The 12271-nt window shown below is 64.3% G+C and carries 16 protein-coding genes; 6 read left to right on the forward strand and 10 right to left on the reverse strand.

Annotated elements, in window-relative coordinates:
• Positions 1-144 precede the first annotated feature (144 nt).
• From P8Y39_05985 to P8Y39_05995, 3 genes are all read left to right on the forward strand, one after another.
• Positions 145-735, forward strand: a complete 591-nt coding sequence (locus P8Y39_05985; protein ID MEJ2191885.1) for a Fe-Mn family superoxide dismutase — start codon at positions 145-147, stop codon at positions 733-735.
• Positions 736-825: 90 nt separating this feature from the next.
• Positions 826-1146 carry a YajD family HNH nuclease gene (locus P8Y39_05990; GenBank protein MEJ2191886.1) on the forward strand — a complete coding sequence of 107 codons (321 nt, stop codon included), beginning with the start codon at positions 826-828 and terminating at the stop codon, positions 1144-1146.
• Between the two features lie 129 nt (positions 1147-1275).
• Positions 1276-1587, forward strand: coding sequence for a PilZ domain-containing protein (locus P8Y39_05995; GenBank protein ID MEJ2191887.1), 312 nt, complete (start codon positions 1276-1278; stop codon positions 1585-1587).
• A 33-nt stretch (positions 1588-1620) separates the two neighbouring features.
• Here P8Y39_05995 and P8Y39_06000 read toward each other — a convergent pair whose 3' ends face one another.
• The gene (locus P8Y39_06000) at positions 1621-2733 is read right to left on the reverse strand and encodes a DUF3524 domain-containing protein (protein MEJ2191888.1); all 1113 of its coding nucleotides are present in this window, start codon (positions 2731-2733) and stop codon (positions 1621-1623) included.
• 98 nt (positions 2734-2831) lie between these two features.
• On the opposite strand from P8Y39_06000, the gene P8Y39_06005 reads away from it, so the two are divergent.
• Positions 2832-3272 carry a nitrous oxide-stimulated promoter family protein gene (locus tag P8Y39_06005; GenBank protein MEJ2191889.1) on the forward strand — a complete coding sequence of 147 codons (441 nt, stop codon included), beginning with the start codon at positions 2832-2834 and terminating at the stop codon, positions 3270-3272.
• A gap of 16 nt (positions 3273-3288) precedes the next feature.
• Here P8Y39_06005 and argS read toward each other — a convergent pair whose 3' ends face one another.
• Positions 3289-4932 carry an arginine--tRNA ligase gene (argS, locus tag P8Y39_06010; GenBank protein ID MEJ2191890.1) on the reverse strand — a complete coding sequence of 548 codons (1644 nt, stop codon included), beginning with the start codon at positions 4930-4932 and terminating at the stop codon, positions 3289-3291.
• Positions 4933-5184: 252 nt separating this feature from the next.
• Here argS and P8Y39_06015 point away from each other — a divergent pair, with 252 nt between their 5' ends.
• Entirely contained in the window at positions 5185-6498 is a 1314-nt protein-coding gene (locus P8Y39_06015; protein MEJ2191891.1) for a GAF domain-containing protein, read from the forward strand.
• Here P8Y39_06015 and P8Y39_06020 read toward each other — a convergent pair.
• Positions 6470-7537 (reverse strand): hypothetical protein, encoded by a 1068-nt coding sequence (locus P8Y39_06020; protein ID MEJ2191892.1) that lies wholly within the window; start codon positions 7535-7537, stop codon positions 6470-6472. The two genes, P8Y39_06015 and P8Y39_06020, sit on opposite strands and share 29 nt — an antisense overlap.
• 87 nt (positions 7538-7624) lie before the next feature.
• On the opposite strand from P8Y39_06020, the gene truA reads away from it, so the two are divergent.
• Positions 7625-8404 (forward strand): tRNA pseudouridine(38-40) synthase TruA, encoded by a 780-nt coding sequence (truA, locus tag P8Y39_06025; protein ID MEJ2191893.1) that lies wholly within the window; start codon positions 7625-7627, stop codon positions 8402-8404.
• Here the strand turns inward: truA and P8Y39_06030 are convergent.
• The 7 genes from P8Y39_06030 to P8Y39_06060 all read right to left on the reverse strand — a co-directional run.
• A complete protein-coding gene (locus tag P8Y39_06030; GenBank protein MEJ2191894.1) occupies positions 8392-8970 on the reverse strand; it encodes a TraR/DksA C4-type zinc finger protein in 579 nt (192 codons plus the stop codon). The two genes, truA and P8Y39_06030, sit on opposite strands and share 13 nt — an antisense overlap.
• Positions 8963-9121, reverse strand: a complete 159-nt coding sequence (locus P8Y39_06035; GenBank protein ID MEJ2191895.1) for a hypothetical protein — start codon at positions 9119-9121, stop codon at positions 8963-8965. Before P8Y39_06035 ends, P8Y39_06030 begins: the two co-directional genes overlap by 8 nt.
• A 1-nt stretch (position 9122) precedes the next feature.
• Entirely contained in the window at positions 9123-9680 is a 558-nt protein-coding gene (frr, locus tag P8Y39_06040) for a ribosome recycling factor (GenBank protein ID MEJ2191896.1), read from the reverse strand.
• On the reverse strand, positions 9646-10404 hold the full coding sequence (gene pyrH, locus P8Y39_06045; GenBank protein MEJ2191897.1) for a UMP kinase: 759 nt from the start codon (positions 10402-10404) through the stop codon (positions 9646-9648). The genes frr and pyrH overlap by 35 nt, the downstream gene beginning before the upstream one ends.
• A complete protein-coding gene (gene tsf / locus P8Y39_06050; protein ID MEJ2191898.1) occupies positions 10385-10987 on the reverse strand; it encodes a translation elongation factor Ts in 603 nt (200 codons plus the stop codon). Before tsf ends, pyrH begins: the two co-directional genes overlap by 20 nt.
• A complete protein-coding gene (rpsB, locus tag P8Y39_06055) occupies positions 10987-11817 on the reverse strand; it encodes a 30S ribosomal protein S2 (GenBank protein ID MEJ2191899.1) in 831 nt (276 codons plus the stop codon). Before rpsB ends, tsf begins: the two co-directional genes overlap by 1 nt.
• Before the next feature lie 189 nt (positions 11818-12006).
• Positions 12007-12271, reverse strand: a 265-nt coding sequence (locus P8Y39_06060) for a helix-turn-helix domain-containing protein (GenBank protein ID MEJ2191900.1), incomplete at its 5' end; no start/stop codon positions are given.

Raw genomic sequence — 12271 nt, forward strand, 5'->3', positions numbered from 1 at the left:
GCCGCGCCGAAACAAAGTCAATCAACGCTTTCCGGTTCCTGCACTCTTTGCAAGGGACTCCACGCCGGTTCATTGACTTCCGGGGAAGGCGTGCTATTCTCTAAAAACGAGCAAACAAAAACAAAGAGAGACGAGGTGATGAACATGGCATACGAGGCAAGAAATTTCGACCATCTGCTGGGCACCGAAGGCCTCAGTGACGCGTTGCTCAAGAACCATTTCACCCTTTACCAGGGGTATGTAAACAATGTCAACAAGGCATTGGAGAAGTTGCGGGAGCAGCTTGGGGAGGGAAAGACCGGCCAGCCGGACTATGCGGAAGTCAAGCGCCGCCTGGGTTGGGAGTTCAACGGCATGCGCTTGCACGAATATTATTTCGGTGGCCTGAAAAAAGGCGGTTCCCAGCCGGATAAAGGTTCCGCGCTTTATAAAAAGATGGAACAAGACTTCGGCGGGTTTGAAAACTGGGAGAAGGATTTCCGCGGGGTGGGCGGCATGCGCGGCATTGGCTGGGCGGCCTTGTATTACGACAAGCAGGGAGACAGGCTTATAAATTTCTGGATTGACGAGCACGACAAAGGCCACCCCGGCGGGCAAGCGCTGATTATGATTATGGATGTGTTTGAGCACGCTTTCATGCTTGACTACGGCACCAAGAAGGCGGGATACATAGATGCCTATTTTAAGGCGATTGACTGGGGGGAGATAAGCAGGAGATTTGACTCCGTTAAATAAGTAAATATTCAGTCATACGGAAACTGCGAAGTCATCCAGAGCCCTGCGGGACCGGAATCCGCCTCTGGGGTAAAATAATAAGGACAGGCCATGGCTCGGGATCGGCATAGGAGAAGGACGCCCCGAAGGGCCGAGGGCAGGTCCGTGGAGGACATCGTCCGGCAGCTCAGGGAGGCCGGGAAGTCCTCGCCGGAGTACCGGGAGCAGTCCCTTCGCATCCACGGCTTGGTCTGCGCAAAGTGCGGGAGGCAGTTCGACGAGAAGGACCGCCATCTCCTCACCGTCCACCACAAGGACGGAAACCCCCGGAACAACCCGCCTGACGGCTCTAACTGGGAGAACCTCTGCGTCTACTGCCACCAGGAGGAGCACAGCCGGGGCCTCCTCGGGGACTACCTGAGCGGGGACTGAGGCCGCCTCCTCCCAGGGAGCATCGACGTGCCATGGGAGAGCGCTCCCCGTGCAAAAAATCCTCTTCTGCGGTATCCTGTAGCAGAACACAGTGGCGTGTCCCGCCTGAGCAAAGGAGGAGAATTGCACGTGCAGAGACCGAGGAGCCCCGAAGGAGCCGAGAAGCGCCGGGAACTGCGCCAGCCGTGGTCCTCCGCAATCGTCCTAGCCCGTGCATCCTCCCGGCCCAACGGCGGCCGAAAGCCCTGGGCCGCCGCCCTGGACATCTCCCCCGGAGGGATAAGCCTTTTTACCAATCAGTGGGTGCTCCCGGGCGCCTCCTACGAGCTTCGCCGCTCCGCTCCCTCTCTGGTGCCGCCCCGGGAGGCGCGGGCCGTCTGGTGCCTGCGGGTGGGCGAGGGCCTGTATCGCGCCGGGTTCGCCTTTCGAACCGACAACTGACCATCTTCCGGGAGCAGCACCGCAGGGAGCGAATCAGGGAAGTTTGCCGCTCCGGAGCCATTCCTCATAAAGAGGCACCAGGGTCTCCCACCGATAGGGCTCGGTAAGGCGCGCCGCCTCGGCGGGGTCGAGCCTCTCTGCTCCTGCGAGGGCCTCTTTGAGCCTGTCCTTGAACTCCCCCTCCCCGTAAAGGTACTTCCCTGGAAAAATCTCCGGATAGGAGAGCCTCCGGGGCAGAAGGGGACGGCATCCCGCGCGGACCGCTTCGAGCACCGCCATGCCGAAAAACTCGTGCCGGGCCGTGGAGACGGCCACCTGCCCCCGCCGGAGCCACCTGGCGTACTGCCTTGTGCTTTTCACATGGCCCATCCGAAGGATGCGGCGGCCCAGCCTCTCCCGGGCCTCGCGGAATATCTCCGGCCTCCGCTGGAAGCTCTCCCCGACCACGACCACCCCGAAGTCCACCCCCTCTTGAGCGAGCTCAAGGAGCGTCCGGAAGAAAAGCTCCGGGTCCTTGTCGTGCTCCCAGCGGTGGTTCCAGAGCACCGTCGCGGGCGCTTTCGGGGCGTCCGGGGGTTTCTCCCGGTCGATGTCCGTATAATCCACGCCCGGCGGGAGAACCCCGGCCTTTGCCCGTATCTCGCCCAGCGGGTCCTCCAGGCGCATGTCACCGGCCCGGCGCAGGAGGCCTCGGGCCCCCCGGAGGAAGCTCTCCTTGTTGTGTCGGGAGTTGAAGGCTATGCCGTCGGAAGCCAGCGCCGTGGTCACGTTGGTCAGGGCGAAGTGCATGTCCCTCTCGTCCCGGACCTGGACGGGATAGGCGAACTGGTTCTCGTGGAAGTAGGTAAGAAGGGGCACCCCCTGGAGGCGGGCGGGGGCCAGGCCCTTGAATGCGGCCGCGTCCAGATACGGGGAGCAGAGGATGCGGTCGAAGCGCTCTTTCCTCTCCCTGAGGAGCCGGGCGAAGTGGGGCGCGGCCAGGCGCATCCTCCACTTCCATTTCCGTGCCGGAAGAGCGAGGAGCTCGAACGCAAAGGGCAGGTGGGCCGCAAGCCCCTCGAGGAAGGCCCTGTGGGAGCCGCCGTAATAGGGCTCGAGGACGAGGACCCGGAGACGGTCCTTTGGTTTTCCTCCGAAGGCGGACATTGCTCCCCTATTGTAGCCGAAGAAGGGATTCGGAGCGTTCCGGCATGGTATGACCCATCTCATACACAGGCCCCGGGCGATACGGTGTACCATAGAGTATGGATGTCGAGACCCGTCCCGCCGAGGGACGCCGCATCCGCAGGGAGAAGAAGACCATGGCGGCCATGGTGCGGATGTATTGCCGCGCCCATCACAGGGCGGGCGCGAGGTGTGTGGAGCCCGCCTTTTCCCCGGAGGCCTGCGAGCCCTGGCAGCCGGAAGACGCCGGCGGGGGCGAGGGAAGCGCCCTGTGCGGGGAGTGCGAGGAATTTCTGGCCTATGCGTACCGGCGGCTCGAGCACTGCCGCTACGGGGGGAGCAAGCCCGCCTGCGGGAAATGCCCCGTGCACTGCTACATGCCCTCCATGCGCCGGCGGGCCGTCGAGGTGATGCGCTTCTCCGGTCCCCGCATGAGCAGCCGCCACCCGTACTTCGCTTTCATGCACCTGCTGGACGGCCTCAGGCGGCCGCCCACCGCCCCCCCATCGAAGAAGCAATAGCCGCGCCGTCCCCCGGCTACATCTTCTTCGGCGCCGAGACCCCCAGGATACGAAGCCCTTCCGAAAACGAGAGAACAATGGCCTTCATCAGGGCAAGGCGGGCCCGGGTCAGCGCGACATCTTCGGTTACAACGCGGTGGCGGTTGTAGTAGGGATGGAACATCCCCGCCAGCTCCTGGAGATAGAACGTCATCCGGTGGGGCTCGCGGTTTCGCACCGCCTGCTCAAAGACGATGGGGTAGGTCAGGAGCTTCTTTATAAGCCGCAGCTCCTCGGCCTCCGCGAGGGGGGCGAGGTCGGCACTCTCAAGGGACTCCGTCTCCACCCCCTGCTCTCCGGCGTGGGCGAAGATGCTGTGGATGCGGGCGGTGGCGTACTGGATGTAGTAGACGGGGTTCTCCGCCGACTGGGCCACGGCGGCCTCCAGGTCCAGGGTAAGGTGGCTGTCGTGCCTTCTGGTGAGGAAGATGAACTTGGCCGTGTCCGCACCTATCTCGTCGATGACCTCCCTCAGGGTGACGAACTCCCCCGCCCGCTTGGACATCTGGACGGGTTTCCCTCCGCGCTCCAAGGCCACCATCTGCACAAGGAGCACCCGGAGCTTTTTCCGCTCGCCGGCCAGTGCTTCCATCACCGCCTCCAGCCGGGGCACGTAGCCGTGGTGGTCCGCCCCCCAGACGTTTATGAGCTCGTCGAACCCGCGTTCGAGCTTCCGCAGGTGATAGGCGATGTCCGAGGCGAAGTACGTATGCTGCCCATCGCTTTTCACCACCACGCGGTCCTTCTCGTCCCCGTACCGGGTGGCCCTGAACCAGAGGGCCCCCTCGGCCTCGTAAAGGATGCCCCGCTCCCTCATGACCGTGAGGGCGTGCTCCACGGCTCCCTCGTCGTAAAGCTCCCGCTCGCTCTGCCACGTGTCGAACTGGACGCCGAAGGCCTGGAGGTCTTCCCTGATGCGCGTGAGCATGTGAGCCAGGGCGAAGTCCACGACCTTCTCGCGGCACTCCTGGAAGGTGCTGTCCCGGTAGACCTCGCCCACCTCCTCCTGGAGGGCCCGGGCAAGGTCTTCGACATAGGCCCCTTTGTAGCCGTCCTCGGGGAAGGGGGCCTCCACGCCCAGGGCTTCCCTGTACCGGGCCAGGACGCTCCGCCCCAGAAGCTCCACCTGGCGGCCCGCGTCGTTTATGTAGTACTCCCGCTCGACGGCGAAACCCGCCTCCCGGAGGAGATTGCTCAGTGCCGCGCCCACCGCCGCCCCCCGGCCGTGGCCCAGGTGTAGAGGGCCCGTGGGGTTGGCGCTTACGAACTCCACCTGCACCCTTCGTCCGCGTCCCAGGTCCTCCCGGAGCAGGGCGGGGCCCTCGCGGAGAAGCTCCCTCAGCCTCTCCCGGAGTAAATCGGCCCTGAAGGTGAAATTCAGAAACCCCGGGCCGGCCACCTCCACCTTCTCGAAGGCCTCTTCCCCGGGCAGGGCACGGGCGATGTCCCGGGCTATCTCCCGGGGGGGCTTCCGGAGCTCCTTTGCCAGGCCCATGGCCACCGGCGTGGAGAGGTCCCCGTGGGCCTCCTCCCGGGGCACTTCCACCTCCACCCGGGGAGCCGGGCGGAGGCCCATCTGCCCTAGGGCGCGCGAGACCGCTTCCATGACGGTTTTCTTCATAGGCCTAAGTTTATCCGCCCCCTCGGGAGGGTGTCAAATGATGGGGTAAGAGCCACAACCAGCCCCATGTGCGCGGGACCACGGGCGGCCGCGGCGTCCGTCATATTCGAGAAATGGCGGAACCAAAGCGCCCACGGCATCCGTCCGAATGGTTCCGAGACGGCTTCTTGAGAGGGAGGCGCAGGACTTCTCGCGTGCATTGAAACATCGGGAAAACATTGACATATTGGCCCCGGTGGTATATATTTCTTCATGCCGGAGAATCTCTCCTCGCGCAACGTTTCGGCCCTGGAGGCGGTCCGCTCCAGGCTCCGGCTGCTCAACGCCCTGAACGGCTTCGTGGTGGTCCTTCTGGCCGCCATCCTGACCGCCTCCCTCTATGCGCCCCTGGGGAGCGTCCTGGGGGACCTTCCCCGGGCCTCGGTGGCGGTCATCATCGCCCTGGTGGGCATACTGGTGATGGCGGGGTTTTATCTCTCCTTCCTGCTGACGCGGCAGGTCAGGGGCATCATGGAGGAGCACAGCGGCAGGCTGGACCGCATCCTCCGCTTCACCCACGAGATCCGGGAGGAGGTCCACGGCGACATCCTCTACGAGACCATAGCCGAGAGCGCGAAGGTCCTCACCGACTCGGAGGCCTGCCTGGTGCACCAGAGGGAGGACGGTGCGCTTGAGGTCAGGGCGGCCAGGGGCGCGGGGCTTGAGAGCCTTGTGGGCAAGAAGGTGCCCGTGGACACGGGGCTTCCGGGCTGGGTGGCGGCCCAGGGAGAGCCCCTCCACATGGCCGACGTCCCGAAGAGCCCGGGCTTCGGCCCGAGCCTGCAAGGGCTGACATCCTACGAGGTGCGCACCTCCCTCTGCGTGCCCCTCAGGACCAGAAGCGGCGTCCTCGGCGTCATCGAGCTTCTGAACAATCACGGCGGGCACTACGACGAGAGGGACGTGGAGCTGGGCAGCTACCTGGCCGAGCAGGCGGCCATTTCCGTCGAGCGGGCCCAGTTCTACGAGAACCATAAGAACTACCGCATCCACCTCACCGACATGCTCATCGAGGTGATAGACCACATGGTCCCCGAACAGGCGGGCCATTCCCGGCGGGTGGCCAGTTACGCCGGCGTGCTGGCCAAGGCCGTGGACATGACCGAGGAGGAGCAGCGGAGGCTTCACTTCGCCGGACTTCTTCACGACGTGGGGTACCTGAAGGCGCTCGGGGAGGCCACCTTCAGACAGTGGGCCGAGGCCACGCACGCACGCGCCGGCCACGAGATGCTCTCCAACATCAACATCTATCGCGAGGTGGCCCCCCTGGTCCTGCACCACCACGACCGTTATGACGGCGAGGGCAACTCCGACGGCATTGAGGGGGCCGACATCCCGCTGGAGGGGCGCATCCTGGCCCTGGCGGAGGCCTTCGACGCGGCCATGATAGGCGCGTCGCAACGGGGACTGGCCAGCGGGCAGGCCTTCGAGGCCGCCGTGACGGAGCTCGGGGAGCTGGCAGGAGCCGCGCTGGACCCGGCACTGGTGGACATCTTCGTCAACTCAGTCCGGGAAAAGCTCGACTGATCCGCTCTTCGACCCGGCGGGCGAGCCGCTTCCCGTCGTCTTCCGGGACGAATGTTTCCAGAACGCTTCGCACGGTCTCCCTGCCCTTGGTGTGCAGGGCGGCACGGGCCTCCTCCACCTCGCTCCACCCCTGGGACCGCGAAAACCTCTCGTAGGCCTCGACAAGGGGCCTGGCCATGGTGCGCCTCAAGCCGCTGAGCAGGGCCAAGTGAAAGGCCAGGGAGCCCGCGCGCCTCTCCCCGATGATGTAGCGTAATGTCCCGCTTTCGGAGGCGTCGGCCAGCACGTCCTGAAGCGCCCGGGCGAGGACCGAGGCCCGCGAGTATCCCAGCGTGGCCATGAGCTCCAGCCACCGGGGGCCGGACACTTGTGCCTCTTTTGCCTCGCCCATCTCATGGGCGATGAAGGTCCTTATCTCGCCGTCCACCACCGGGGCCAGGGCGGCGTAGTCGTCCTCCGGGTGCACCCCGTATGCCGAGAAAGCCGTACCGAGGGGACCTTGTCCCTTCATCCCGCGGAACTCGTCAAACTTCTCCCGCAGGAGGACCGCCGCCATTTCCTTGCGGGCCGTGATGGTCCTCTGAAGGAGCATGGCGGGGTGGGTGGCGAGGTCGCGGGCGAACTCCCTCCCGGCCACATAGATGGTCAGGTCCTCCACCTGCTCTTCGCTCTCCCTCTCGGCGAGGAAAAAAACGGGCTTCATGGCCACGCCGTATCCCGCTCCGTAGAGAAGCCCTTCCGTCTTGAGCATGCCGTTTATCTTCTCCACCTCGAAGGGCCCGAAGCGCTCCGTGCCCACGGCCAGGGGAGAGAGCTCCTCGCTCCGGAGGGCTTCCCATTCCTTCTCCCTCCGGCCTATCCATTCGGTGACGTCCGCCAGGGGCGCGTGCCCGTCCCTGATGCCGTGTTCGAAAAGATACAGTTCCCGCATCCGCATGAGGAGGCCGCAGATGCTGTAGTTGCCCCAGTGGCGGGCGTCGGAGATGAGACAGTTCCTTCTGACCTGCGGGAGAAGCCTATCGAGGAGGCCGGCGCCCATGGTTAAAGCCTAAATCCTTGGAAGGCGTAATATCAAGCGAATTCCTCCCGGGGACGCAGCAGCCCCTTCTGCGTTACAATCAAACCTATGCGCACCATCAGGCTGGACCTCGAGTACGACGGCACGGATTTTTCCGGCTGGCAGACCCAGAAGCAGGGCGAGCGGACGGTGCAGGGCGTGCTGGAGACTGCCGTCGCGGAGCTGACCGGCTCTCGCGCTTCAGTCATCGGCGCGGGCCGCACCGATGCGGGCGTGCATGCCCTGTGCCAGGTGGCGGCCTTCGGGACGGACACGGGCCACTCGCCGGCCGTCATCCGGCGGGCCCTGAACGCCAAGCTCCCGCCGGACGTGCGCGTCCTGAGAGCCGTGGAAGCGGCGCCGTCCTTTCATCCCCGGTACGACGCCCTGGGGAAGCGCTACTTCTACCTCATGGCCAACACCGACGCCCTCTCTCCCTTCCTCCGCCGCTACGCCGCCGGCGTGCCCGGCACGCTCGATGTGGAGGCCATGGCCCGGGCCGCCGGGGAATTCGTGGGGGCGCACGACTTCAGGGCCTTCATGGCCGCGGGTTCGGGGGCCGGGGGCAATGCGGTGCGGTCCGTCGGGTCGGCGGAGGTCGGGGTCTCCCAATCGATTCCGTTTCTGGGGACCACCCTCGCGGGAAGGTTCATCACCTTTCGGGTGCAGGGCGCGGGGTTCCTCCGCCACATGGTGCGCACCATGGCCGGAACCCTCATCGAGGTGGGCAGGGGGAAGATGCCGCCCTCGGGAGTTCGTGAGGTCCTGGCCTCGGGGGAGCGCGCCCTGGCGGGCCCTACGGCGCCGGCGCGGGCGCTTTTTCTCGAAAGGGTCTTCTACAGCCGGTAGCCTGTCTCTTCGCCCCGCTCGGCCGCCTCCAGCTCCTCCTTGAGCTCCTGGCAGTCCCGGCAGCGTATGGCAAAGGGCATCACCTTCAAGCGCTCGGGGCTTATCTCCTCCTCGCAGTCCTCGCAGATGCCGTAGGTGCCTTCATCGAGCTTCCGCAAGGACTCGTCTATCTTCCGCAGGGTCTCGTGATGGGCGTGCAGTTTCCGGAAGTTGACGTCCTCGGCCAGGTCCACGACGGACCAGTCGCCGTCGTCAAGGGCGGTCTCCACGAGCTGCCTGTTCTCCCCTTTGAGGTATTTCTGGATTTCCTCGCGGGTCTCCCGGATAATCTCCTCCCTGCGCTTGAGCAGCAGGTCCCTGAGCTCCTTCTCGCGCGTTCTGGCAGGTCGGACGGCCTTCTTCCGGGCGGCGGCCTTCTTCCGGGCGGCGGCTTTCTTCGGTGCGGCGGCCTTCTTCGGTGCGGCGGCCTTCTTCGGTGCGGCTTTTTTGGCTGTTTTCTTAGCCGGGGCCTTCCGGGTGGTTGTTTTTGACGTCTTTGCTCCGCCTTTCGTCTTCTTCTTAGGCATCGGTCTTCGTGGTTTCCTTCTCTTGCTCTTTCTTCTGCCCTTCCTTGTGGACCTCCTGGATGCTCCTCACCGTGATACCCGCCTCCTTGAGGGCCTTCTGGATGTCCGCGGGCCTGGCGTCTTCCACCTTGAGAATGTAATTTATGTTCATCTCACACCTCCATGATTTCCTTTTCCTTGTGCTCCAGGACGCTGTCGACCTTCTCTATGTAAGAATCGGTGATTTTCTGGACTTCGTCAAGGGATTTCTTGAGGTCGTCCTCGCTCAGGGCCTTTTCCTTCTGAAGTTTCTTGAGCTGCTCGTTGACGTCCCTCCTGATGTTGCGGACGGCCACCTTTGCCTCCTCGGACTTCTTCCGGACGACCTTTACCAGTTCCTTTCTCCGCTCCTCGGTGAGCTGGGGAATGTTGATGCGGACGTTCTTGCCGTCGCTCTGGGGGGTGAGCCCCAGGTCGGACTTCATGATGGCCCGCTCGATGTCGGGGATGAGCTTGGGGTCCCAGGGAGTGATGAGGATCTGACGGCTCTCGGGGATGTGCAGCGCGGCTACCTGGCTGAGCGGGGCGGGGCTGCCGTAGTAATCCACGGTGATGCCCTCCAGGAGAGCCAGCGAGGCCCGCCCCGTCCTGACCGAGCCCATCTCCCGCTTCAGGGCGTCCACCGCCCCCTGCATCCTATCTTCCGCCTGCTTTCTCAGTTCTTTCTGCATGTCTTTCTCCGATGATGGTGCCGACGTTTTCCCCCTCCGCGGCCCTCCTGACATTGCCTTCCGTCCTGAGATTAAATACCAGAATGGGGAGCCCGTTGTCCATGCAGAGCGAGATGGCCGTGGAGTCCATGACGTGGAGCCCCTTGCGGAGCACGTCCAGATAGCCGATGCTTTCATACTTCTGCGCCGTGGGGTCCTTCACGGGGTCCGCGGAGTAGACGCCGTCCACCTTGGTTGCCTTCATGATGATTTCGGCGTTTATCTCCACGGCCCGGAGGGCCGCGGCGGTGTCGGTGGTGAAATAGGGGTTGCCGGTGCCCGCGGCGAAGATGACCACGCGTCCCTTCTCCAGGTGGCGGACCGCCCGCCTCCGGATGTACGGCTCGCAGAGCTCCCGCATCTCGATGGCCGACTGCACCCGGGTGGGTACGCCGCGCTGCTCCAGGGCGTTTTGAAGCGCCAGGGAGTTTATCACCGTGGCGAGCATGCCCATGTTGTCGGCGGAGACCCGCTCCATGCCCTTGGTCGTCGCCTCCACGCCCCGGAAGATGTTCCCCCCGCCGACGACCACGGCCACCTCGGCGCCGGAGTCCCGGGTGCGCATGATTTCCCGGGCGATGTAGTCCACCGTGGCGGGGTCGATGCCGAAGCCCCTGTCCCCCATGAGGGCCTCGCCGCTGAGTTTCAGCAGGATGCGTTTGTATTTACTTCTGCTCTTCTCCAAGGGCGAACCGGGCGAACCGCCGCACCACCACGTTCTCGCCCACCTGGGCGATGGTGTTGGTGATGACGTCCTTTATCTTCATCTTCCCCTCGGGGTCCTTGACGAAGACCTGCTCCAGAAGGCAGTTCTCCTCGTAGAACTTTCCGAGCTTGCCCTCGACTATTTTCTCCACGATATTGGCCGGCTTGCCGCTGACCTGGGCCCGCATGATCTCCTTCTCCTTCTCCAGGACCTCCGCCGGGACGTCCTCGGGCCCCAGGTAGGTGGGGTTGGCGGCGGCGATGTGCATGGCCATGTCCTTGGCCATGGTGCGGAAAGCCTCGGTGCGGGCGACGAAGTCGGTCTCGCAGTTGACCTCCACGAGCACGCCCAGCTTGTCCATGTGAATGTATGACGTCACGATGCCCTGGGAGGCGGACCGGGTGGCCTTCTTGGCCGCCGTGGCCAGGCCCTTCTGCCTGAGAAGGTCCATGGCCCGCCCCACGTCCCCGCCTGCCTCGGTCAGGGCCCTCTTGCAGTCCATCATGCCGCATCCGGACTTCTGCCGGAGTTCTCTTACGCTCTCTGCCGTGACGTGCGCCATTACTGTGTTGCCTCCTCCCGCTCCTTTTCAGCCGTCCCGGCCTGCTCCGCCTCGGCCTCCGCCGGCGCTTCGGCCGCTTCCTCCGGTTTCTCGGCTCCTTCTTCGGCCGCGGCGGCCTCGGCCGCTTCCTCGGCCTTCAGTTTCTCCATCTCAGCCTTCCCCTCCAGGATGGCGTCGGCCATCTTGGTGGACATGAGCCTGATGGCCCGGATGGCGTCGTCGTTTCCGGGGATGACGTAGTCGATCTCGTCGGGGTCGCAGTTGGTGTCCACCAGGGCCACAATGGGAATGGACAGCTTGCGCGCCTCGCTCACCGCGATGCGCTCCTTCTTCGGGTCGATGACGAAGACCACGTCGGGCAGGCCGTCCATGTCCTTGATGCCGCTCAACACCTTCTCGAGCTTCGTCCTCTTTTTCTCCAGGCTCGAAGCCTCCTTTTTCGTCAGCACCTGATAGGTGCCTTCCTCTTTCATCCTCTCGATGTCCTTGAGCTTGGCGATGCTCTTCTTGATGGTCTCGTAGTTGGTCAGCATGCCACCGAGCCACCGCTGGTTGACGTAGAAGACCCCGGCCCTCTGCGCCTGCTCCTCCAGGGAGTCCTGGGCCTGCTTCTTCGTCCCCACGAAGAGTATGCGGGCCTGGGTCCTGCCGGCCTCCTTCACGAAGTCGTAGGCCACGTCGAGGCCCTTCATGGTCTTCTGAAGGTCGATGATATAGATGTCGTTACGGGCCCCGAAGATATAGCGCTTCATCTTGGGGTTCCAGCGCTTGACCTGGTGGCCGAAATGCACGCCGGCCTCCAGCAGCTCCTTCATGGTTACAACGCTCATTGGGTACGTGCCTCCTCTGGTTTTTTTCCTCCGCTCCCCTTTCCCCCACACCCTCCAAACGGAGGGACCAGAAGGGCTCAGGCGGGAAGCGTGTGAATTAACAAGTGTAAAGTTTATCACGGCAAAATACGATTAATCAAGCGTAGAGAAACGATTTTTTAGCAGAAAAGCGGTGCGCGGCCGTCCCCCTCAGAGAACGACGCCCTGAAGGGCGAGGCTCTGGAGCTTCCGGTACAGGGTGCGCCTGCTGATGCCCAGGGTGCGGGCCGCCTTGGCCTTGTTGCCCCCGGTTTCCTTCAGTGCGCGGGCGATGGCATCGGAGCAGTCCTTCCTCCCGGGGCCCGTGGCCGGGCCGAGGTCCTGGGGGAGGTCCTCCAGGGTGAGGACCTCGCTCCGGGCGAGGATGACGGCGTGCTCCAGGGCGTGCTCCAGCTCCCGGACGTTCCCCGGCCAG

This window comes from Nitrospirota bacterium (genome assembly GCA_037386965.1).
Taxonomy (GTDB): Bacteria; Nitrospirota; Thermodesulfovibrionia; order Thermodesulfovibrionales; family JdFR-86; genus JARRLN01.